This is a genomic window from Donghicola mangrovi, from assembly GCF_013377535.1.
GTDB classification, from domain to species: Bacteria; Pseudomonadota; Alphaproteobacteria; order Rhodobacterales; family Rhodobacteraceae; genus Donghicola; species Donghicola mangrovi.
This window is the reverse complement of record NZ_JABCJE010000008.1, coordinates 39,064-62,018: the sequence shown is the minus strand read 5'-3', so window position 1 is coordinate 62,018 and position 22,955 is coordinate 39,064. Positions and strand designations below refer to the sequence as shown.

Here is a 22,955-nt window from a genome sequence, read left to right as displayed (position 1 = left end):
ATCGCCTTGTCAACTGGTATGATCACTACTACTCTTGCCGCAGAATTCCCAAGGAAAAGCCCATGTCCCGCAGTACGATCAACGTCACCTACCGCATTGAAACGAATGGAGATATCGAGGCTTTGGCCGCCAAAATCGCCTCGGATCAGTCCACAGGGACGTTCACCGCACTGCCGAACGAGACCGAAGAGGTCCGCGCCCGCTGCGCCGCGATCGTTACGGGGATCACGCCGCTGGATTCGACCGACACGCCGTCCTTTCCCGACCCTTCGGGGACCGGCCCGTATCGCCGCGCGGACATCACCATCGCCTATCCGCTAGAGGCTGTGGGCACCGATATCGCCGCCCTGATGACCATCGCGGTGGGGGGCGTTTACGCGGTGCGCGGTTTGACCGGCATACGGGTGCGGGACATTGATCTGCCGCCCGAATGGGCCTGCCATCCGGGGCCCCAATTCGGGATCAAGGGTTCGCGGCAACTGATGGGCGTCAGTGACGGCCCGATGATCGCGTCAATCATCAAACCGTCCCTTGGCTTGACCCCCGAAGAAACCGCCACCGTGGTAAAGACCCTGTGCGAGGCGGGCGTGGACTTTATCAAGGATGACGAAAAGCTGATGAGTCCCGGCTATTCGCCCTTTGAGGCGCGGGTCAAAGCGATCATGCCTGTCATCCACGAGCACGAGCAAAAGACCGGCAAGAAGGTGATGTATGCGTTCGGCATCTCATCGGCCGATCCGGACCTGATGATGCAGCGCCACGATGTGGTGGTCGAAAACGGGGGCAACGCGGCGGTCATTAACATTAACTCGGTCGGCTATGGGGGCATGAGCTTTCTGCGCAAGCGGTCTGCCCTGTGCCTGCATGCGCACCGCAACGGCTGGGATATCCAGACCCGCCATCCGGGGCTGGGGATGGACTTCACGGCCTATCAGAAAATATGGCGTTTGCTGGGGGTGGACCAGTTCCAGATCAACGGCATTCGCGCCAAATACTGGGAGCCGGACGACAGCTTTGTCGCCTCGTTCAAAGATGTGATGACCCCGATTTTCAACGAGGACGACCGGCCCTTGCCCGTTGTTTGCTCGGGGCAGTGGGGCGGACAGGCGGTGGACACCTATCGCCGCACCGGCCGGACCTTGGACCTGATGTATTTGGGCGGCGGCGGCATTCACGGCCACCCCATGGGGATCGCCGCAGGGGTCAGAGCCATCCGTCAGGCGTGGGACAGCGCCGTCGCGGGCGTTGAACTGGCGGATTATGCCAAGGATCACCGTGAACTGGCGGCGTCCTTGGCCAAATGGGGTTAACCCTGTTGCAGTTTGACCAGACCGGCCATCAGGCGGCTGGTCATGCCGGTTTCGACCATATGCTGGCGCAGGCGCTGATTGTACCCGCCGGGGGTATCCAGCGCCCTGAGCGTCGCATCACAGGGGCTGGCCAGCAGGCTGGACCCGACGAGTTCGCGCAAGAACCGCTCTGACTCCACGGGTTCCGCGCCCTGTTCTGCCAGCCAAGCGGCGGCCTCGCGGACCATCAGAACGGCGGGGGACAACACGGCTTGGGCGCAGATCCAGTGGTGCAGCTCCTCTTCGCTGCCGATCTGGAAGATCGAATTGCGGGCCCCTAGCAGCTCTGTCACCAAGGCCATTTCACCGCAAGCCATCACCTGCGATCCGCCCTGCGCAATCGACGGAAAGGGCAGGACTTTGGCGACGACATGGGCGGGGCTGACCAGCGCCTGAACCGCGGCGATGCTTGGTCCGCCCATCAGGGAAATGACCTGCTGCCCCTCGCGGAACGTCAGCCCGCCAAGAGCTGCCTCATAGATATCATCCGTCAGCGCCACGATCAGCACGTCGCTGGCATCGACAACCGCTTGGTTCGGGGCGACCGTCACGCCGTGTTCTGCGGCCAGTCGGGCAGCGTTCGCGGCGCTACGTTCGGACACCGTGATCTGGTGCCCGTCCTGCGCGATCCCCTCGACAACCGCCGTCGCGATGGTGCCCAATCCCAGAATACCAATCAGCATCAGCGTGCTCCCCAAGTGTCTGACAGCCGGTATCCGCTCGGCCAGGGATCGGACGGGTCCAGCATGTGTTGATGGATGCCGGTGATCCACCCCCGACCCGAGATTTCGGGCTCGATCGCGGGGCGTCCGCCGACCTGCGTTTCACCTACGATCCGGCCCGAAAAGGTCGAGCCGATCACCGAGCGTGCGGTCAATCTATCGCCGGTTTTCATAACCCCGCGGGCGTGCAAAACGGCCATCCGCGCCGATAATGCGGTGCCCGTGGGCGAGCGGTCGACTTTGCCGGGCTGAATCGCCACGGCCGCACTGGTTTGCAGACCGTCCGGCCCTTCGGTCAGCGGACCTGCGAACAGGCAAAAGGAAATGTGCCGCCAATCGGGATTGTCGGGGTGGTGAAAGCCAAGCTGCGCGTTGGCCGCATTGGTGATCTGCACCCCGAGTTTGGCAATGGAATGCGCCTCGTCCTCGGTCAGTTTGAACCCCAGCTTTTCGGCGTCCACGATCACGAAACTATCCCCGCCATAGGCGGTATCCACGGTCAATGTGCCGATCCCGTCGACGGTCAGGGGCACGTCCAGCTGCGCGGCAAAGGACGGGACGTTGCGCACGAAAATCCGCTCGGCCTTGCCATCGCGGCACTCGGCGCGCACGCGGACCAGGCCGCCCGGTGCCTCGAGCACCAGATGGGTTTCGGGCTCGGTCATCGGGATCAGGCCCCCATCCAGCAGCACCGTCGCCACGCAGATCGAGTTTGATCCGGACATGGGTGGGGTATCCTCTGGCTCCATGATGATCCATGCGGCTTGGGCTTCGGGGTGTTTGGGCGGCACCAACAGGTTCACGTGCCTGAAAACACCGCCACGCGGTTCGTTCAGCACAAAGTTGCGCAGGGTCTGATCGCGGGCGATCCAGCGGCTTTGCTCCCAGATGGTGTCGCCGGGCGGGGGCAGGACGCCGCCCACGATGACGTCGCCGACTTCGCCTTCGGCATGGGCAGAGATGACGTGGATGGTCTTGATGGAACGCATGTCAGATATCCTTGGCGCGGAGGAGCCAGAAGGCAAACAGAAGGCTTTCGCCCGACCGCATGGCATGAAGAATGCCGGGGGTGTTATGAAAGGACCCGCCCACACCGGGGGTGAACCAGGGCCCGTCATTCTGGCTGAAATCGCCATCGGTCAGGACCAGATAGGTTTCCTCGGGCGGGTGGGTGTGATCGGGGTAGCGCACATGGGGCGCCAGCAAAGACGCGCCAAGCAAAACATCCGTGCGCGGCTCGATCCCGCCCGGGCCAAGGATCATCGCGTTCGCGTGGCCTTGGGCGAAATTTTCGGAGGCATTGGTGGTGTCACCCGTTCGCGGGCGCCAGTGGATCTGCGGTTCGATCGCCAGAAAGGTTTGGGCCAAGGGGCGCAGGGGGACGGGCAGGGTGTCGGGCTGGATCACCTGCGGCAGCCATTCGTCACAAACGGGCAGGCGGTGGCCCGCCTGATCGCCGATCGGGGCCACTTCCCTCAGCGCGGCAAAACAACTGTCAATGCTGACGCGCGAGGCATCATCCTGCGCGTAGTGGCGAAACGCAGCCTCTGCCGCGTCAACGAATGATTGAAGGGCGGAGTCTCTGGTCGTCATCACGGCTCCCTTGACGGACGGGCGGTAAACGCCCGCCGGTTGCAAAGGGAGTTTCAGACAAAATGTTCACATGTGTCAATAGGGACGACAAGGGTGGCTATTTCTTCGTGCCACCCGTCCGCACGATGCCTTGATTTCCCGCAAAATCTGAGGGCTCAGAGGATAAAGTCATCCTCTGACATCGTGCTAAGCCGCGTCACGAGGATCTGGAAATCCGCCGCGCCGTCCCCATCGGTGTCGCCCGAGACCACGACATTGCGACCCGATGCCGTCACCCAGACGCTGTTCGCATCGGCCCGATCGCTGAATTCGAAACTCTGGTCTCCGGTCAGGCGCAGGTTGGCGTCGATGCCGCTCAGGTCGATCAGGTCCTCGCCCCGGTCGAACTGGTAGATGACATCGCGGTTGCGCCCCGTGTCGCTGTCGCCCGCATTTACGAACACAAACTTATCCACGTCATTGTCACTGCCCGCATACATCCGGTCCCGCCCACTGCCCCCTTGCAGGGTATCGGCCCCCGATCCCCCCTTCAGCGTGTCATTCCCGGTGTTCCCGTTCAGCACGTTGTCCCAAGTATTCCCCGTCAGCTTGTCGTTATGGATGCCGCCAGTCAGGTTCTCGACCCCCAAGGTCTGAAGCCAGCCCTTGGCGTCAATGTCCTGCGCACCGCGGGGGGCGGCGAAGTTCTGCAGAAGCCCCTTGTGCGCCAAGGAAAACGTGATCCGGTCCTCAAAGCCCGAGAAATCTACCGTGTCCGAGCCATAGCCCCCGCGCACGGTCAGCGCGTAATCGGGCTGGGACTCGCCAATCAAAATCCGGTCGTCATCCCCGCCCAAAGAGACCGCCGTGGCCCCGCCACTGCCCATGATCACCAGATCGTTGCCATCGCCAGTGGCGATGAACTGGACATAGCCTTCGCCGGTGGTGACCGTGTCATCCCCCGTCGACAGGCGCATGGTGCCTGCGCCTGCCGCGCCGATCGTCACATCGCACTGCGCCCCGTCATAAACCGAGAGCTGCCCCAAATAGCCCTCGGACGCGATGGAGTGGGTGTCCTCCTCAGACCCGGAAAGGGCAATCTCGGTCACGCCGCCGGTGCCGATGGACATGGTGGTGCTGGTGTCGTGGCCGTAAAAAGCCTCGAGGTTACCGCGGGCGGTTTCGACCACCTGCTCGCCGCGGTTTGCCTTGATGATATAGTTGCGGCTGGTGTCGCGCACGTCGATGGTCGCATCGCCGTCCACCTCGAGGTACCGGATGGTCGAGGCTCGCTGCACCGTGAAATCACCCGTGCCTTCGTCGATCACAGATGCCACGTGCGAGCGGTTCCTGACCACCAGACTGTCCTCGCCTGCGCGCAAATTCAACGAGGCGACATACCCGCCGTCCACGTCAACTGTGTCATCGCCCGTGCTCAGAAAAGCCTGCTGAACCCCGCCAGCCCCCACATGCAAATCGGTTTCACCCCCGTCATAGACGTTGATCCCGCCAATGCCGCCTTCTCCCACGGTGATCGAGTGCAGCCCTTCGCTAAGCGTCACTTGGTCGATCCCGCCGGTGTCCACGGTGATCGTGTTGATCGAATAATCGTTGGACACCACCGACGACACATAGCCCGACCCCACGTTCACCACGTTCGTGCCGCCGCGCACCTTGATGATGCCAGCGCCACCGGACCCAACGGTCACCGTATCGTCACCCCCCAGATCAATGCTGCCCACATAGCCCGACCCCGTGGTGACGATATTCTCGGCCGCCGTAAGGGTCAGCGCCTGAGTGTTCGCCCGCCCCAGAGTGATGTCATGAAGATCGCCGGAATACCCTTCGATAAAGCGGATCTGGGTGGTGGTCAGGGAAATCTCGGAATTCTGGCCCAGCTTCAGGTAGTTGATCAGGCGGCCTGAGCCGTTGTCCTCGTCCGTGATGATGGCGGTGTTGTTTGTCGCGGCCCCGAAGCGCAGCGCGGCAATGGTCCAGTCATCGCCCGACAGCAATGCGGTCGTTTGCAGATGGTTGCCCTTGGTTTGATCGTAAATGCTCAGGTAGCCGCGCCAGCCATCCTCGTCCCAGCTGTCCGGCCCCCACAGGGTGTCAAAGTCGCTGTAGCCGTCCAGCTGAATTTCAAGCGTCTTGATCGCCATGTCCGCAGGACCCCTTGCTGATGCAGTTCAGCCTAGCGCGCAGGGGGACCACATCAATTCAAGGACTTAGGGGCATTCGTCGGCACCGCCCTATCTTCCGAAGAGGGCGCTGTCATGGGGAGGGGCGCGCGGCCAACCAACGGTGGCCGCCGCGCCGTTTCCCGTGCCTCAGGGCACGTAGATATAGTCCGCCGAGACGTAACCCGTGATCTGCGGTGCCTTGGCCAAGGACACTTTGCACCACAGTTGGCCGATCTCGCTGACGCAGTCGTGGCGGATCAACTCGGTGCCGTCGGGCAGGCCCATCACGATCCGGAACCCGAGGCCCGGACCCGCCCGCAGTTTCAACAGCTCGTCCGGGCCTGCGCCCTGCACGACGGTGCGCCCGTACATTGGGCTGCCGCAACAGGCCAACGCCATGAGCGACATAAGAATGAAAACGGCGTTTCGAAGCATGCTCTGACCTCGCTTTTGCCCTAGAGAATACGCCAATCGGGCCGGTGTTCCAAACCCTTAAGGCCTCGGGCGGCGCGATCTGGCTGACTTTTTGGTCAGCGCGGCCCGCATGTACCCCGCTGGCCAAGATCGCCATAGCCCTGCGGCGGGGCAGGGGGTATTCTGCACCCGCCCTGTAAAGAGTTCCGCCATGGATGCGCCCCTCAGCCCCGTTTCCCGCAGCCGCATCGACGCCTTTGTGCGGCGTCATTTCGGTGTGCTTGGCAGTGTGCGTTTGCACCGTTTGGCGGTGGGGCTGGATTTACTGCGGGCTCCGGCGAATGTGTTTCTGTCGCCGTTATTGGTGATATGTCGGCTACTGGCGTGGGTGTTGGGCAAGCTGGGTCTGCGCAAGGCCGCCCGCTGGCTAGGAACCCGCCGCTTGCTGCTGCGCACCACCGTCGCCGCACGGATCGAGGCGGATATCCTGCGCGATCTGCTCGACATCCCGCTGCCGGAACACGCCGGTGGCCCCAGCCGCGAGGCGCTGAAACAGGCCATTCTGTCTGCCCCGCATCTGCGCATCTCTATCGGACAACGCGCCACTCCCGCCGCGGCCGAGGCGATGGCCGACCGCATTCTGAGGGCATTGGCCGAATATTCCGGCACCCGATCTGCGATTGCCGAATTCACTACGGCGCTGGTCATGCTGGCGGTCGGCGCGCTGGTGTTCCACTCTCTGACCCCCGGAGCAATCTCTATGGCCCCCGGGTTGGCCGAGCAGGTGGCGCGGAACTCTGCAATCGCCGATTTCCCCTTGGGCGCATGGGCTGGCGGTATGTGGTACGGTCTGTTCCCCAGTGGGCCGTCGCGCCGCCTAGTGACCCTGACCGTGATCGCGCTCATGCTGGCGGGAACAGTTGTCACCACTTTTGCAGGGCTGATCGCCGACCCGATCCAGAGCGCGCTCGGGATGCACCAAAGGCGGCTGACGCGGCTGATCGACACCATCGAAGCCGAAATCGCCGAACTGCCAGAGCGCCCCTTCGTCGCCCGAGAGCATTTTCTGGCCCGCGTGTTCGACCTGTGGGATGCGGCGATGTCGCTGCTGAAAGTGTTCCGCGGTTAGCGAACGTAGGTGTCCATATCCGAGGACCACAGGATATTTTCGCCGGCATAGATCACCAGACAGCCATCGTCCTGCATGACCAAGCGGTCCGCATTCAGCCCATTGGTCCCCGTGGATGCCAGCGGCGTGTCCCCGCTGTAGATCACGAAATTCCCGTCACTCTGGAAGATCGCACGGGTCGCGCCCTGGTTATAGGTCTCGGATGCGTGCATCGCGAAATGATCCACATTCCGGTAAACCACGACGTTTCCGTCGGCCTGAAACTCTGCCCGCCACGAACCGTTGGGGGAAAACAGCGCCTTGCCCTGCGGGATCTCGTGGTCAATCGGCAAGGTGCCGGTGCCCCCAGAAAGACGCTCCCAATGCTTGTTCATCGCGATCGCACTGGCCACGGGCTCGTTGTTGCCCGCACCGAATTGGCCGACGTAATCCATCATGGTGATCCAGCCCGCGCCCTCTTTGTTCTGGCGCATCAGTTCGGGCAGAACGGGGTTGATCGCCTCGGCAAAGGTGCCGGGGGTGGTGCCCACAACCGCGCCAAGGTCATTGAGCGATTTCGGCATCGCTGGCGGGATGTTCGCCGATGCAAAGTTCAACCGCATATCGAACGCCCCACCACTAAAGCTGGCATAGGCGTCGAAAATATCAGCCTTCTTGATCGAAATCGCATCGGCGGGCGGCTGGTAATGGTCCTGCACGACCACGTCCAAGGACCGCGCGCCGTTCTGCTCGATCTCGGCGGTAAAGGTCTGGTTGTCGGCGAAGTTCAGGTAGATGCCGCACTTGTCCTCGGCCCCAGGGATCGAGGCCCCAAGGGTGATGCGGTTCACGAACACGATCCGGCCGCGCACCTCTCCTAGATCGGGGATGCGGCCTTGGGCGAACATCATCGGCTCGAACGGTTTGAGATAGGCCAAGAGATCCCGCAGCACGTCCAGCGCATCATCGGTATTCTCGCGTTTGAAACAGACCATCACCGTTTCCGACGGATTGTCCGCCAGAAAGCCCGCCACATCACTCAGGACTTCGGACAGTTCGGTGAACAGGGGCATCGGCCCGTGGTGCATCACAAAACCCGAGCTCGACCGGTTGATCCGCAGATCAAGGAAGCGGACGCCGAAATCCAGCTGCTCTCGGATATTCAGGGTTTGCGCCTGAAAAATCTTGCGCACGCGGGCAAAACCCAGCCCCGCCACGGGGGCCATCACCGTGCTGGCCGCCAACACCGCCAGAAACGCCGCCGCGTTCGCTGCAATCCACGCGGCATTTCCCAGCACGTGCGTTGCGGAATCGTGCGTACCCGGTATCGAAATATCCCTGAGCGAGGTGTCGCTTGAAATATCCCGCATCCAGTTATTTCTAGGCATGGTGACCCCTGCTACGCAAAAACACAGTCTCGTATTTGCGATATGCCTTAGTGCAAAGGGCGATCAACTCCAAGGAGAGTTTCGCTCATCAACGAATTGTCGCTGCGTTTGATCAATTATTCTGCCGGATTGCTATGCGCCGCGCTGTGGTGCCAGTCGGGGCCGCGCAAGACCAGCGCCACCAGAAAGGCCAGAGCCATCACACCGCCGCCGATCTCGAACGAGCCGGTGATCGCACTGCGAAAGGCCTCTTCGATTGCAGGGCGCAGGGTGGCCGGCAGGGCCTCGACCGCGTCCATGCCGCCATTCACGATGGCCGTAACGTCGATGCTGGTGTTCAGGTGCGACAGGCCGGATTTCAGGCCCATCGCCATGACGCCCCCCGAAACTGCGACACCCAATGCGCCCCCCAGTGACCGCAGAAACGACATGGAGGCCGTTGCCGTGCCAACGCTTTCCCGCGGGACCGAGCTTTGGACGATGGCGACGGCGTTCGGCATGGCGATCCCCATCCCGAAGCCCAAAATCAGCAGCGATCCCCAGAAATAGGGAATGCTCGCCTCGAATTTGGACAAGAGGGCAAGGCTGATCAGGCCCAACGCCTCGAACGCGATGCCGGTCGCCATAAAGACCTTGGGCCGCCCAACCTTCGACGACAGGCGCCCACCAAAGACCGAAGTCAGCACCATCGCGACCACCTGCGGCAGCATCATCGCCCCGGCTTCGGCGGGGTTCAGCCCCAGCACCAGCTGGAAATAAAGCGGCAGAAAGACCATCGCGCTCATCATCGCAAAGCTCATGCAGGACATGGTCAACACACCCGTGGTAAAGGGCGCGATGGTAAACAGGGGCAGGGACACGATCGGCTCGGCCGCCCGCCGTTCCACCTGAACGAACACCACAAAGGACAGCATGGCAAGCGCCGCCAGCCCGTAGCTGACCGGCGATCCCCAAGCGAACAGCGACCCGCCAAGGCTGAACAGCAGCATCAGCGAAGAGGCCGCAATGACTAGCAGCCCTGCGCCGGCATAGTCGATCTTGTGAGCCTGTTTTGTGGGCGCCGGGGGCAGAGCCTTCCACAGCAGCCCCAGCGCGATCAGCCCGACCGGCAGGTTGATATAGAATACCCAACGCCACGACAGCGCCGTGGTCAGCCCGCCCCCCAAAAGCGGCCCCGCGAGACTGGAAAACGCGAACGCCCCCGCGAACAGGCCCTGATACCGGACCCTTTCGCGCGGCGAGACGACATCGCTGATCACCGTCTGGGTCAGGGTCATGATCCCGCCCGCGCCAATCCCTTGCAGCAGGCGGAACGCGATCAGTTGCGGCATGGATTGCGCCAGACCGCACAGCATCGACATCACCAGAAACAGGATCACCGCCCCCATCAGGAACGGCCGCCGCCCGTACATATCCGACATCTTGCCCCAGATCGGCGTGGCCGAGGTGGACGCCAGCATAAACGCCGTGACGACCCAGCTCAGGTGCGCCAGCCCCCCTAAGTCGCTGGCCATCCGCGGCAGAGCGGTGTTGACGATGCTTTGATCCAGCGCGGCCAGGATCATCGACAGGATCAGACCTGCAAAGATGCGCCGCAGTTCAGGGGGAATGCCGCGTCCGGTGTCGGCAGGGGTTTGGGCGGAAGTCATAACAAGGGGCCTTCGAGGGGGAGGGTACTGGTTTTACGCTTGGGCAGTGTGCCTCCGTCGGTCGCATCGCCCTGATATATTTCGAAAATAGGGTCAACTGGCACGGTTTTACCCGCCGCAGAATGCACAACCGCCCTTTCGGAAATCGCGGGCCACCCTACCCGAACGGGCATTCCATCGGCCCATCCGGACGGGATGTCAGGGGAAACGCGCGCCCTAGCTAAGGTCGGTTATGCCTGCGCCGTTTACCCCCCAAAGGGCCATTTCGCGCGGCGCGACGCGGTCAAAGGCCCCAAGGAGGACACATGCGGTTTACGATCAAGGCGAAGCTCACCCTGAGCTTTCTTCTGGGCTTTTCATTGCTTTGCGGTGCGTTGCTGTTCCAGCTTCGGGAATTCAAAGGGGTCATCGTCCGCTTTGGTGATCTGGTCTCGGTCGAGGCGCAGGACCTGTCCAAGGTGAACGGCATCTACGAGGCCGAGTCCCAGATCCGCCTGCTGGTTGCCTCGGCGCTAATCGTACCGACCGACGATGCCCCCGCGCGCATCCCCGACCTGCGGGTTCAGATCGACAAGATGACCTCGGAATTCTACGCGGTGGTCGAGGGGCTGATGCCCCGCGCGGACGACGAAACCAAGAAGATGCTGAACAAGCTGACCCTGTATCACGACATGCTGTCGGCGGTGAACGGCCGCGTCATCAACATGAGCGTGTCGGGCCGCACCCAGCAGGCCAACGACCTGTTCCACAAAGAGGCCGTCAAAGCCACCGCCAAGGTTCTGGATCAGGCCGACCTGATCCGCGCCCGCATGAGCGAGGCAATGGTAACATCGGTCGCCAGCGCCAATGCCAAGTTCGAGGCGACCACCGTTCTGGTTCTGGCGGTGATGGCGGCGATCCTGCTGGTGTCCGGCACGTCCGCAGGGGTGGTGATCCGCTCGATCAACCGCGGAATGATCCGCGCCCGCGCCTTGGCCTTGTCCGTCTCGACGGGCGAGCTGCGCGAAACCCTGACCGTGCGCCGCAACGATGAGCTTGGCGATCTGCAAACGGCCCTGAACACCATGGTCCTGCACCTGCGCGAAACCGTCGGCAACGTCCTGAGCGCCACCGGAAACGTAGCCGCAGGGGCGGACCAGATGCAGGGCACCTCGGAAAATCTGGCGGCGGGGGCCAGCAACCAGTCCCAGCTGACCGAGCGCGCCTCGGTCGCGATTGACCGGATGCTGGGGAACATCCGCCAGACCTCTGAAAACGCCAGCCTGACCGAAGAGATCGCCGTGCAGTCCGCACGGGACGCCGCAACCTCGGGCAAGGCCGTGGCTGCAGCGGTCAGCGACATGAAGTCCATCGCCAGCCGCGTGATGGTGGTGCAAGAGATCGCCCGACAGACCGACCTGTTGGCCCTGAACGCCGCGGTCGAGGCTGCCCGCGCTGGCGAGCATGGCCGCGGGTTCGCCGTGGTCGCTCAAGAGGTCCGCAAACTGGCCGAAAACAGCCAGAAAGCGGCTGCCGAAATCTCGGTCCTGTCGTCGAACACCGTCCAGTCGGCCGAAGCGGCGGGCAAAATGCTCAAGGCTCTGGTGCCCAACATCGAACGCACCGCAGGGCTGGTGGCCGAGATCAGCCACAACGCCCGCGACCTACGCGAAGGGTCCGATGCGGTCAGCCACTCGATTCAGGTTCTGGACGGGATCACCCAGACCAACAGCGCGGCCTCGGATCAGATGTCGTCGGCCTCGACCCAGTTGGCGGCGCAGGCCAAGGCCTTGGCCGAGGCGATGACATTCTTCCGGATGAACGAGGAAGTCGAAGTGTTCGACATCGCCAGTCTGGTCGTGGATGACGCAGAGTTTGTTCAGCCCGAGGAACGCCCCGCCGCGATGCTGGAAGCCGTCTAACGGGGCGGCTTCGCGCCGCCCTCGTACCCTTTGCGGCGCTTGCGCTGCTCCAAATCGCGTAGGGCGCTAAGCGCCTCCTCCAGCGTCGCAAAGGTTTCGGTTCGCAGCCGTCCGCCCGTCCCGATGCGCCCCCAATTGCGGATCAGGGAAACCTCTCCGAACAGGGTAGGGCGCACCGAAACCTCGTAAAAACGCGCCATGTTTCGCTGCGGGTTGCAGCGCGTCAGGCGAAGGGGATCGGGCATAGGGTGTGTCATGACCCAAGCGTGCCACACCGCCCCGATTTGGGTCCAATTCATTTGTGGAATCAAACAGGGGCGTCCGATTCCGGTCCGTGATGGGTGGCGCCGATTTCAGCCGAAAACCCGCCGCGGCAGGCAAATCACCAGCCCGATCGCACATAGCTTCAGCGCGCAAGGCACCAGCGCGTAACTGATGTTCAGCGCCTGCAGCGCCGCGGGATCATTCGCCCCCGCAGGCGTGTAGCCCAAGTGCTGGAGCAGCGGCAACATCACCCCCGCCGCAATCGCAAGCGTCGCCTTGGCACTGAAATTCCAGATGCCAAAGGCCTGCCCCGCTTGCATCCCCGCCCGCGCCAGCGCCGCGCTAAAAAGGGCCGCCAAGATCACCATATCCGCCCCGAGCGCCGCACCAGAAGCGACGCAGATCACTCCGAACGCCAGCGCCGCCCCCGAGGGCAGGGCAAACGCCCCAACAAAACTGATGATCGACAGGCTCATGGACAGAACCAGCACAAGCCTCGGGCTGATCGCCTGAGCTAGGCGCGACCAGAGCGGGGCGCTTAACCCCGCCGCCAGAAAGAACAGGATCAGGAACGGCCCCGCCAGATCGGGCAGGGCCAGCCGATCCTCGACAAAGAACAGAAACAGCGTCGAGGTGACCGCAACAGGCAGGCTGTTCACAAACGCCAAAAGCAGCAGCCAGCCGCCGCCGACCCGGATCAAGCTGCGCCAATCCAAGAGCTCGGCCGGCGCGCGGGGCAAACGCCAGAGCGGCCGCGCTGCGACGCCGGCCACCAGCGCCAGAACCGCAATCAGCCAGCCAAAACCGGCATAGGGATCGCGCCCGTCGGTCAGAACGCCGAACGCCGTGGGCGCCATCGCTCCGATCAGGACGCCGACCAGAATACCGCTCTCTCGCCACACAGCGAGGCGGAGTTGCGCGTCCGTCTGCCCCGATCCGGCAAAGGCCGCGCTCTGGCCATAGAGCAGGATCATCCCGAGGCTATAGCCGGTGAACGCGATCACCAATCCGGCGGTTAGCAACAGCGCTGTGTGCCCATTCTCGGGCACCGAAAACACGATCACGCAACCCAACGACAGCAGCCCCAGCGCCAGCGCCCCGAATTTGCCCGTGTGACCAGCCCAACGGTCCGCCATCCACCCAAGGACAGGGTCCTGCACGAAATCAACAATTCGGATGAGCAGCAGAATCGCCCCGATCTGGGTCAGCGAAAGCCCAAGCTGGGTCGCTGCAAAGGTCGGCACATGCAGATAGATAGGGATGCTTGCCGCCGCGAGCGCAAGGGACAGCAGGCTCACCCGCCAGTTCTGGGGCCTCATGGCCTCGATCCCATGAACCAGACAAAGAGCCTGACAAGCACCGGTCGGAATTTCAGAAAAACGCCGTAGCCCCATTCCATCAGCGGCAAGACCAGAGGTATGCGCGCCACCCGCGCCAAATGGCGCCATCGGCCCAAGCGGGCCCAAACTTCGACAAAAGCCTTCGCGCCGGACACAACCTGTCCATCCGGAGTGGCTACGTGGAAACGGGCCATGGCCTCCGATCGCCCGAGCCCTACGGGCAGAGCGGAAGAATTGTCAGAAACATCCACGAAACGCAGCGCCTCGGCCCCCTGCGTTTGCCTGTATACGTTGCACTCCGCCCGGCAGAGCGGGCAAGAGCCATCGTAGAACACGGTTAACTTCTGGTCTTCCGCGGCAGAGGGGGACAGGGGCATGGGCGTATCCGGTTGCTTTTCCAGTGATACGCCCGAAGGGACCCGCTGGATGACCGCTTGGCCAGCCTCAGGCGAATTTCTTGCGGCCGATGATTTTGGCCCGCCGCATTTTCAGGTCCTCGATCGACATGATCTTCTCGATGAATTCGACCATGTTTTCCGTGGGTTCGACCGGCCCTTCGGTGATCTCGGGAGGGGCCACCTCGGGCAGATTGATCCGGATGGGAAAGCGGTCTTCGAAAAACTGTTTGTCGGTTTCCGCGGCCTGCCTGATCCGCGCGGCCAAACCCGCATCGATATCGAAAAGCGGCGATTTGAATTCCTGATCAATGATCATCCCGTTAATCAGGAACTTCCTTTTCGCTTTGACCTTGGCAAAGCCGAAACGCCGACGGGCATGAAGCAAGCAGAACAGCTGGTGTTGGGTCAGGCTCTCATTTCTGCGCGTTTCGGGCGCAGCAGAGGACACGCCGAACAGGTTGCAAACGCGCTCGATAACACTCCCGCCGCCGGGTTCGTTGATGTTCAGGACATTGAAGCGCGCCCCGTTCGCGACGGCCTCGAACCGCTGGAAGAATTCGTGGAAATCAAAGAAATCAAAACCGTTCTGCGCCCGAAAGCACTCCGCATAGGCGTTGATCGAGGGCTCGGGGTGCCGGAATAACAAGTTCTCGGATACGCGAAACAACCCCGCCTTGATAAACTGCGCAAAGCTGGACGCGACAAAGGACGTATGGTTTCGGATCAGGAACAGAACCTCGACATTCGAGGCGCCGAATTGCGCTTGCAGAGCCTTGACCAGATCCGCAGTTTCGCTGTTTTTGACGACCGCATTCCCCAGCTCCTCGGAGGAGAGCAGGATATTTTCGCAGTTCTTGGACCGCGCTTCGGCGGCGATTTGATCGATGATCACCGGAAATTCAGCGATGCTGGCGCGGTGCAAGGGGCGGTGACTGCGGTAGCCCGTCGTCTCGCGCCCCGCCGCCGGATAGAGAAGCCCCAAGCTGGCGTAGGCGTCGTAATGGTCCGCGAAATGCGCCTGGATAGAGCTTGATGCGCATTTGGGCATACCCACGTGCAAAATCACTTTGGTCATCGGGCCCTCTGCAAATACGGGTCTGGTTCGTGCAACGGTTTCTGCTGCTATATCGGTGTGCATTAGGACGCGCCAGAAAATCCGCGCGAAGGGCGCTCATCCCGTTGGCAAGCTGCGCAAACCTGTCAGTTCATGGGCAGACGAAGGTGGCAACGGCCTTGCCTTCGCGGTCAGCCCGCCTCAGGCTGCGGAGGAAAACCGCGATAAATTCGGATCGGACCCATAGCCCCAATGAGCTACAGTCACACCTTCGGCCAAACCCGCTGGCAGTTCGACAATTTACGGACGCTGCTGGCCCGCGCCACGCCGCACCGGTCGGGGGATGTCTTGGCGGGACTGGCCGCAACATCCGCCGAGGAAAGGATCGCCGCCCAGAATTGTTTGGCCGATCTGCCGCTCAGCACGTTCTTGGCCGAGGCTCTGTTTGACGCGCCCGACGATGTCACCGATCTGATTGCGGCGCAGCATGATCCGGCGGCCTTTGCCCCGATTGCCAGCCTGACCGTCGGGGAATTTCGCGAATGGCTTCTGGGGGCGACGGGCGCGCAGATCGGCGCCATCAAATGGGGGATCACGCCGGAAATGGCGGCGGCGGTCAGCAAAGTGATGCGCAACGCTGACCTGATTTCGGTCGCGCGCAAAATCCGCGTGGTCAGAGCGTTCCGCACCACCGTCGGCCTGCCTGGCACGATTGCGGGGCGCAACCAGCCCAACAGTCCGACGGACGATCCCTTGGGGATCGCGATCAGCGCCGTGGACGGGCTGGTTTACGGGTCAGGCGATGCGGTGATCGGGGTTAATCCCGCGACCGATGGGGTGTCGGAATACATCCGCACAGCGCGGCTGCTGGATGATCTGCGCATGTCCTTTGACCTTCCCGTCCAGTCCTGCGTGCTTGGCCATGTGACCACCGCGATCGAGGCGATGAACATGGGCGCCCCCGTCGATCTGGTCTTTCAATCCATCGCCGGATCGCAAGCCGCCAATGCGGGGTTCGGCGTGTCCCTGTCCATATTGACCGAGGCGCAAGAGGCCGCCAAAGCCCTGAACCGCGGGACGGTCGGGCAGGACGTGATGTATTTCGAAACGGGGCAGGGGGCGGCGCTGTCCTCGAACGGGCATCACGGGGTGGATCAGCAAACGATGGAGACGCGCGCCTATGCGGTGGCGCGGGCCTATGACTGTTTGCTCGTGAACACGGTTGTCGGCTTTATTGGCCCCGAGTACCTCTATGACGGCAAGCAGATCATCCGCGCGGGGCTAGAGGATCACTTCTGCGGCAAGCTCCTTGGCGTGCCGATGGGGGTCGATGTGTGCTACACCAACCACGCCGAGGCCGACCAGAACGACATGGATGTGCTGCTGCACGCTTTGGCGAATGCGGGGGTGAATTTCGTGATTACGGTGCCGGGGGCGGACGACATCATGCTGAATTACCAGAGCCTGTCGCACCATGATCTGGCGCAGTTGCGGGAAACCACCGGCCTGCGCCCTGCGCCGGAATTCGAGGCTTGGCTGAAGGGGCGGGGGATCACCTCGCCCGATGGCCTGCTGACCGGAGCCGCTGATTGGTTAACGGCCCAAGGGGTTTCCCTGCCGGAGATTGCCGGATGACCGATACACCCATGCTCCCCCGTCGCCATTTGTCGCCCGAGGCGCTGAGCCAACTGAAACGCTTTACCGATGCGCGGATCGCGCTGGGGCAGGCTGGTGCAGGTTTACCGACCGAGGCGGTTCTGGGCTTTGCACTGGACCACGCGCGGGCCCGCGATGCGATCGGGTCAGAGTTGAACGCTGACGCCTTGACCGAGGCCCTGCGCGATGGCGATTGGCCTCTGTTGGCCCACAGCGCGGTCACGTCCCGACAGGAATACCTGACCCGCCCCAATCTGGGGCGAAGGCTGTCGGACGACACCGCCGCGCACCTCAGCGCCACCAATCTGACCTGCGATCTGTGCATCGTGGTCGCCGATGGCCTGTCGGCGCTGGCGGTTAACGAAAACGCTGTCGGCGTTATTCAGGCGCTGTGTCCCTTGCTGCCCCCCGAGATGACCGTTGGCACAGTCTTGCTACGTAACGGGCGGGTGGCTGCGGGGGATCGGATCGCCTTGGCCTTGGGGGCCAAAGCTGTGCTGATCCTGATCGGTGAACGGCCTGGCCTCTCTGCTGCGGACTCGCTGGGTGCCTATCTGACTTGGGCCCCGCGGGAGGATACGCGGGATGCCGAACGGTTCTGTGTGTCGAACATCCGCAAAGGTGGCCTGACCTTGGATGCCGCCGCCCGGCAGATCGCTGCCCTCCTCGACCGCAGCCGGATTGCGGGACGCAGCGGAGTCGCGATCGCGGATGGGCGGTAATGTTACCCTCTGGGTCGGGTCTTCTGCGGATCGTAGTGCGGGAACCCTGTGACCCGCGCGAGGTATCGCTTTAGGTGGCCGTCCAGTTGGCCGATCTGAACCTCAGTCCCGACCGCGCTGTGCGCCACATCGATCCGCGCCAAGGCGATCCACTGACCCGTTCGGGGCGACCGCGTGGCCGAGCAGACCTCGCCGATCTGCGCCCGACCGATCCGGATGCAATCGCCGTGCGCGACCGGATTTTGGCCGTCAATCTCTAGCCCGACAAAGACCTTTTGCGGATGCTCCTTGCGACGCAGCAGCGCCTCGCGGCCCGAGAAATCCACGGATTTGGATTTCAGCGGCACGGTAAAGCCGATCCCCGCCTCGAACGGATCAGTCTGATCCGAGAAGTCATAGCCCGCGAACACCAACCCCGCCTCGATCCGCACCATGTCTAGCGCGGCCAGTCCCATGGGCTTGATCCCCAAGGGCTGGCCCGCGCTCCAGATCGCGTCAAACACTGCGGGGCCGTCTTTGGGGTGGCAGAACACCTCGTACCCCAGTTCGCCCGTGTAACCGGTGCGGGAGATCACCACCGGCGGGCCTTCGGGGCCACCAAGGCGTGCGGGCGTGAACCGGAACCAGCCCATCTGGTCCAGCGCGACCTGATGCGGCGCGGTCCAGAAAACCGAAGCGATCAGGTCGCGGGACAGGGGCCCTTGGACCGCCAAGTTGTGCATCTGATCGGTCGAGCTGCGGATCATCACATCTAGGCCCAGCCGCTGCGCCTCTTCCCGCATCCACGCGCCACCCGTATCCGAGCCCCCGATCCAGCGGAAGTTCTGCGGCCCCAGCCGGAACAGAGTCCCGTCATCCACCATCCCGCCGTGGGGGTAGCACATCGCGGAGTAAACCACTTGGCCCACCGCCAATTTCCCCACATCGCGGGTCAGCACCCAGTTCATCAGCGCCTCGGCGTCAGGGCCGGTGACCTCATATTTGCGCAGGGCGGACAGGTCCATGACAACGACGCCCTCGCGGCAGGCCCAATAGCTTTCGATGACATCGGTGGCCGGAAAGGTATTGGGCAGCCAGAACCCGTTATAGTCGGTGAAATCGGCGGTCAGGGCCGCGAATTGGTCGTGAAAGGCGGTCTGGCGGGTCAAGATCGGGTCCTCGTCAGGGGTGGGGCGCCACGCGGTGGCGCGGCTGAACCGCTGGGTGGCGTCATAGGTGCGCACGTGGATGTCGCTGGGGTGCCAGCCATTCGCCGCCGAGGTGTCATCGGGGCAGGCCGAGGACACGCAGACCAGATCAGTCAGCGCCCGCAGCAACACATAGTCCCCGGGGCGGGACCAAGGTTCATCCGCGACCATCACCCCGTGGGCATCAATCGCTGTGTTGAAAAAAAAGTTCGCTGCCATCCAGCCGGGCCGCGCCGGAATGCCGTGGGGCCCCAGCGCGCCGTTGAAATTGTCCGAGCAATTCACATGCCCCGGATAGCCGATGTCGTCGTAATATTTGGCGTTGCAGGCCAGTGCAAAGGCATCGTGGCGCCCGCAGGTGTCTTGGACAACCTCGACCAGCGGGGTCAGGTCTTGGTCAAAGTATTTCCCGTGCAGGCCGGGCATCGGATAGGCGCGGCCCTGGATCGTACGGGTGGTGGTGACATCGAGGGGATGGAAAATCCCCCGATCCACTTTGCGCGCGTCAAAGCACTGGAAGTCGGTACATTGGCGGCCGTCCACGTCCATGATCTGGATATATTCGCCTTTGGCCACGCGATATGCGCGGGCGGTGGCGGAGGTGACACGCAGGTCCTGTAGAGGGTCGGCCAAGGGGTCGGGCAGGGCATAGCTGCCCACCTTGCGCGGGGTCTGGCGGGTGATCAGGACCAGCAGCGGGGTCGCCGTGTTTTGTGCCTGAAAATCCGGCGCGGGGCATGGGGCAGTGATTAGAACCCACCCGTCTGCCTGCGCGGTGAAGGTTTCGCTGGTGCCCGCTGGGGTCTGACCATCGAACAACCGAATGCCCCGCGCGTGGCTCGAGTCGATCCCCCGCCGCGCCAGCCCGACATTCACCCGATCCATCCCGGAGGCACCGCTGGCCAAAACCCCGCGCAACTCGTCCAGCGCAGAATTGGCGGGCACCCCCAGCACGGCTGCATCCACCGCGCCGCCATCAAGGGCGGACAGGATTTCACATGGTTGCCCCCCTTCGAGGTTCCGGATGGTCAGCACATCGCCGGTCTTCACTTGGATCAGCGCAGCGCCGCCGCCCTGCACCGTATGCCTTTCCTCGGCCACGTCAACGGCATAGGCCGCCGCCCGCAAGGGGGCCGATCCCCGCGGCGGGCCGGGCCGAAAGGGGCGCCCGATCTGGTCTAGAACCATACTCGCTCTCCAATAGGGGACGCCCCGCCGAACGGGGCGTGCACTCAGTTCTGCAGGTAGACTTCCAGACTGTCGTCCAGCGCATCCTTCCACGGGGTGTGGTGCACGGGCGCCATCGTGCCCGTCATGACCGACACATAGGAATTGTTGCGGAAACCCATGATGTCTTGGGCCTTGTGCTTCTTCCATTCGAAGAAGGCTTTGGACGCGCCGTCCACGTCAAAGGACGGATAGTCGGTCTCGGCGATCAGTTCCTTGATGTAATCGGCCTGATAATTGATCGCGTATTTCGTGTCGTCCGAGGCTTCTTCGCGTGCCTCGCGCTCGGCCACATCGGCCATCAGAACCTGTTTGTCCTCGGGGATCGCAATCCGGCCCAAGATCACATCACGCACCCACCATGCCTGCGCGTCGAACATGTTGAAAGTGAACCACTGGTCCTGCATCCCCAGATAGAACAGCGCAGGGTTATGGACGTAGGCGACCCCCTTATACAGGTCCGCCGTGGCCAGCCGGTTCGCGGTTTTCAGGCGCAGATCGTCAGGCAAGAACGGGAAGTAGTGCCGGTAGCCGGTGCACAGGATGATCGCGTCGATGTCCTTGGTCGTGCCATCGCTGAAATAGGCGGTCTTGCCCTCGACCCGTTCGAACCCGCCTTTTTCCTCCCAATTATGGGGCCAATCGAACCCCATCGGGGCCGAGCGGTAGCAGGTGGTGATCGACTTGGCCCCGTATTTCCAGCACTGGGAGCCGATATCCTCGGCCGAATAGGACGAGCCCATCAGCAGCACATCCTTGCCCTGAAATTCGCGGGCATCGCGGAAATCGTGGGCATGAACGATGCGCCCGTTAAAGCGGTCAAAGCCGGGGTATTCCGGCACATTCGGCGATGAAAAATGCCCCGAGGCGACGATCACATTGTCGAAGCACTCGGTATAAACGCGGTCGGTGGCCATGTCGTGAACGGTGACCTCGAAATCGCCCGCCTCGGCGTCGTAATCCACCCAACGCACCACGGTCGAGAACCGGATCCAGTCGCGCACATTTGCCTTCAGCACGCGCCCCTCGATGTAATCGAACAGCACCGCGCGCGGCGGATAGGATGCGATCTGTTTGCCGAAATGCTCCTCAAAGGAATAGTCGGCGAACTCCAGCCCCTCTTTGGGGCCATTGGACCACAGATAGCGGTACATGGACCCGTGCACCGGTTCGCCGTTCTCGTCCACACCCGTGCGCCACGTGTAATTCCACAGCCCACCCCAGTTCGACTGCTTTTCAAAGCAGACCACTTCGGGGATATCGGCCCCCTTTTGGGCTGCCGACTGGAAGGCCCGCAGTTGCGCCAGCCCCGATGGCCCCGCTCCGATGACAGCAATTCTCTTGGTCATAACGTCTCTCCATGTTGGCTTGATTCTGGTGTGGACCAAATTTCAATATTGGTTCTTTTGGTTTTTTCTGGTTTGGTCCAAAAATTTTCTATTGGTCAATAAATTTTCTTTCAGGGATACTGGTCGGCAGCAAAACATGCGCGGCGACGCATCTTTTTCAGGCGAGAGGTGAGCAATGAGCGCGGTTTCCCTAGCGCAGCGGCTGGCAGTTTGGGGGTCTTTGCCCCGGCTGAGCGTGCAGATGCGCGCGCCGGTGCGGATTGGTGCCTTGGTCCCCCTCAGCGGGCCAGAGCAGTCGTGGGGCGCTCCCGGTCTGGACGGTTGCCGCATCTGGGTGGACTGGATCAACGAACGCGGCGGGATGATGATCGGCGGGCGGCGCCACAAGGTCGAACTGGTGATCCACGACAGCGCCTTGGGCGAAGAGGCCACGCTGGAGGCGGCGCGCCAGTTGGTCGAAACGCAGAACGTGCGGTTGGTGCTGACCCTTGGCGGGCCCAACATGGGGCTGGCCTTTGCCTATCTGATGGAGCGGCGCGTTCTGACGGCGACGCTGCTGCCCTCGGACCTGTCGCCGGACCATCCCACGCTGATCGCCCCCGCCGAGGTGCATCCCTTTTTCGTCGTAACCGGCGTGGACTGGCTGGCCCGCACCCACCCCGAGGCCAAGCGATACGCCCTGTGTTCCCAGAAAGACCCGCTGGGGTTGCCGTCGCTGGCCACCTATCGGGCCGCTTGCCGCGTGGCGGGACGCGAGGTGGTTGCCGAGGTCCAATACGACGACGCCACCGCTGATGTGGACGCCATCGTCGCGCAGATGATGGCCGAAAGCCCCGACGTGCTGTGCTGGTGCAGCTCGCCCCCGCCGACGATCGACGCGCTAACCCGCGCCGCCCATCGCGCGGGGTTCACGGGGCAGATCATCGCCTGCACCTGCGACACCTATCCCGAACTGATCCGAGCCACGTCGCCGGAATTCATGGAGCACTTCACCTTTCAGTTCCCCGATTTCGACGACCCCGCGCTGGTGGATGCCGAATTCTTTTTCCGCCGGCCAAAGGCGTTCTTTGACACCTATACCGCCCGCTTTCCGGGCCATTGGTCGGCGGTCAGCTGGGAATACGCGGCGATCCTTGATCTGTGGCACGAGGCGGTGGAAACTGCGGGGAGCCTGTCCACGACCTCGGTACTGGCGGCCCTGAAACGGGGGCGCCACATGCCGCACACCTTTGGCATGGCGAAATGGTGGGGTGACGAGGTGTACGGTATCGACAACGCGCTGGTCGGCGACTGGCCCGTGGTCTCGATCAAGGACGGCAAGGCCGTGATCCAAGAATTCGGGTCCGTGCTGAACTGGCTGGAAACCCACAAGGATATCCTGATCGAGGAACTGGGACACGCGGGCCAGCTCTGGCATCAACGGGTCAAACCCGATCTTCCGGCCGCGCTTGCGCAGACTAACGACTAACGAC

The 22,955-nt window shown here is 62.7% G+C and carries 19 protein-coding genes; 6 read left to right on the top strand and 13 right to left on the bottom strand.

Features of this window, described 5'->3' with window-relative positions; all coding sequences use genetic code 11:
- Window positions 1-62: 62 nt before the first annotated feature.
- The gene (gene oiaX / locus HJ536_RS15075; protein WP_177158335.1) at window positions 63-1,310 is read left to right on the top strand and encodes a 3-oxo-isoapionate-4-phosphate decarboxylase OiaX; all 1,248 of its coding nucleotides are present in this window, start codon (window positions 63-65) and stop codon (window positions 1,308-1,310) included.
- Here oiaX and HJ536_RS15070 read toward each other — a convergent pair.
- The 5 genes from HJ536_RS15070 to HJ536_RS15050 all read right to left on the bottom strand — a co-directional run bounded on the left by HJ536_RS15070 (window position 1,307) and on the right by HJ536_RS15050 (window position 6,261).
- Window positions 1,307-2,032, bottom strand: coding sequence for an NAD(P)-binding domain-containing protein (locus HJ536_RS15070; protein WP_177158334.1), 726 nt, complete (start codon window positions 2,030-2,032; stop codon window positions 1,307-1,309). The two genes, oiaX and HJ536_RS15070, sit on opposite strands and share 4 nt — an antisense overlap.
- Window positions 2,032-3,060 carry a trans-3-hydroxy-L-proline dehydratase gene (locus tag HJ536_RS15065; RefSeq protein ID WP_177158333.1) on the bottom strand — a complete coding sequence of 343 codons (1,029 nt, stop codon included), beginning with the start codon at window positions 3,058-3,060 and terminating at the stop codon, window positions 2,032-2,034. Before HJ536_RS15065 ends, HJ536_RS15070 begins: the two co-directional genes overlap by 1 nt.
- A gap of 1 nt (window position 3,061) precedes the next feature.
- Window positions 3,062-3,664: a dimethylsulfonioproprionate lyase family protein gene (locus HJ536_RS15060; RefSeq protein ID WP_177158332.1), complete on the bottom strand. Its 603-nt coding sequence runs from the start codon at window positions 3,662-3,664 to the stop codon at window positions 3,062-3,064.
- A gap of 155 nt (window positions 3,665-3,819) precedes the next feature.
- The gene (locus tag HJ536_RS15055; protein ID WP_177158331.1) at window positions 3,820-5,805 is read right to left on the bottom strand and encodes a calcium-binding protein; all 1,986 of its coding nucleotides are present in this window, start codon (window positions 5,803-5,805) and stop codon (window positions 3,820-3,822) included.
- A 168-nt stretch (window positions 5,806-5,973) separates the two neighbouring features.
- Window positions 5,974-6,261: an SH3 domain-containing protein gene (locus HJ536_RS15050; protein WP_177158330.1), complete on the bottom strand. Its 288-nt coding sequence runs from the start codon at window positions 6,259-6,261 to the stop codon at window positions 5,974-5,976.
- A gap of 190 nt (window positions 6,262-6,451) precedes the next feature.
- On the opposite strand from HJ536_RS15050, the gene HJ536_RS15045 reads away from it, so the two are divergent.
- Window positions 6,452-7,369, top strand: a complete 918-nt coding sequence (locus HJ536_RS15045) for a DUF6635 family protein (protein WP_177158329.1) — start codon at window positions 6,452-6,454, stop codon at window positions 7,367-7,369.
- Here the strand turns inward: HJ536_RS15045 and HJ536_RS15040 are convergent.
- Together HJ536_RS15040 and HJ536_RS15035 are read right to left on the bottom strand one after the other, a co-directional pair.
- Complete coding sequence (locus tag HJ536_RS15040) at window positions 7,366-8,646, bottom strand: phosphatidylinositol-specific phospholipase C domain-containing protein (protein ID WP_177158328.1); 1,281 nt, start codon at window positions 8,644-8,646, stop codon at window positions 7,366-7,368. The two genes, HJ536_RS15045 and HJ536_RS15040, sit on opposite strands and share 4 nt — an antisense overlap.
- 206 nt (window positions 8,647-8,852) lie before the next feature.
- Entirely contained in the window at window positions 8,853-10,385 is a 1,533-nt protein-coding gene (locus tag HJ536_RS15035; RefSeq protein ID WP_177158327.1) for an MDR family MFS transporter, read from the bottom strand.
- 305 nt (window positions 10,386-10,690) lie between these two features.
- Between HJ536_RS15035 and HJ536_RS15030 the strand changes: the two genes are divergently transcribed.
- Window positions 10,691-12,286, top strand: a complete 1,596-nt coding sequence (locus tag HJ536_RS15030) for a methyl-accepting chemotaxis protein (RefSeq protein ID WP_177158326.1) — start codon at window positions 10,691-10,693, stop codon at window positions 12,284-12,286.
- Here HJ536_RS15030 and HJ536_RS15025 read toward each other — a convergent pair.
- The 4 genes from HJ536_RS15025 to HJ536_RS15010 all read right to left on the bottom strand — a co-directional run bounded on the left by HJ536_RS15025 (window position 12,283) and on the right by HJ536_RS15010 (window position 15,363).
- Entirely contained in the window at window positions 12,283-12,531 is a 249-nt protein-coding gene (locus HJ536_RS15025) for a WGR domain-containing protein (RefSeq protein WP_177158325.1), read from the bottom strand. The genes HJ536_RS15030 and HJ536_RS15025 overlap by 4 nt on opposite strands.
- 108 nt (window positions 12,532-12,639) lie before the next feature.
- Window positions 12,640-13,869, bottom strand: coding sequence for an MFS transporter (locus tag HJ536_RS15020; RefSeq protein WP_177158324.1), 1,230 nt, complete (start codon window positions 13,867-13,869; stop codon window positions 12,640-12,642).
- Window positions 13,866-14,267 (bottom strand): thiol-disulfide oxidoreductase DCC family protein, encoded by a 402-nt coding sequence (locus HJ536_RS21260; protein WP_177158323.1) that lies wholly within the window; start codon window positions 14,265-14,267, stop codon window positions 13,866-13,868. The genes HJ536_RS15020 and HJ536_RS21260 overlap by 4 nt, the downstream gene beginning before the upstream one ends.
- Before the next feature lie 67 nt (window positions 14,268-14,334).
- On the bottom strand, window positions 14,335-15,363 hold the full coding sequence (locus HJ536_RS15010) for a hypothetical protein (protein WP_177158322.1): 1,029 nt from the start codon (window positions 15,361-15,363) through the stop codon (window positions 14,335-14,337).
- Window positions 15,364-15,594: 231 nt separating this feature from the next.
- On the opposite strand from HJ536_RS15010, the gene HJ536_RS15005 reads away from it, so the two are divergent.
- The gene (locus HJ536_RS15005) at window positions 15,595-16,977 is read left to right on the top strand and encodes an ethanolamine ammonia-lyase subunit EutB (protein ID WP_177158321.1); all 1,383 of its coding nucleotides are present in this window, start codon (window positions 15,595-15,597) and stop codon (window positions 16,975-16,977) included.
- Window positions 16,974-17,720, top strand: a complete 747-nt coding sequence (gene eutC, locus HJ536_RS15000) for an ethanolamine ammonia-lyase subunit EutC (protein WP_228028737.1) — start codon at window positions 16,974-16,976, stop codon at window positions 17,718-17,720. Before HJ536_RS15005 ends, eutC begins: the two co-directional genes overlap by 4 nt.
- Window positions 17,721-17,722: 2 nt before the next feature.
- On the opposite strand, the gene HJ536_RS14995 is transcribed toward eutC, so the two are convergent.
- Window positions 17,723-20,095, bottom strand: a complete 2,373-nt coding sequence (locus tag HJ536_RS14995; RefSeq protein WP_177158320.1) for a trimethylamine N-oxide demethylase — start codon at window positions 20,093-20,095, stop codon at window positions 17,723-17,725.
- Between the two features lie 44 nt (window positions 20,096-20,139).
- Window positions 20,140-21,483, bottom strand: coding sequence for an NAD(P)-binding domain-containing protein (locus HJ536_RS14990; protein ID WP_177158319.1), 1,344 nt, complete (start codon window positions 21,481-21,483; stop codon window positions 20,140-20,142).
- A 175-nt stretch (window positions 21,484-21,658) separates the two neighbouring features.
- On the opposite strand from HJ536_RS14990, the gene HJ536_RS14985 reads away from it, so the two are divergent.
- Window positions 21,659-22,951: an ABC transporter substrate-binding protein gene (locus HJ536_RS14985; protein ID WP_177158318.1), complete on the top strand. Its 1,293-nt coding sequence runs from the start codon at window positions 21,659-21,661 to the stop codon at window positions 22,949-22,951.
- Window positions 22,952-22,955: the final 4 nt, after the last annotated feature.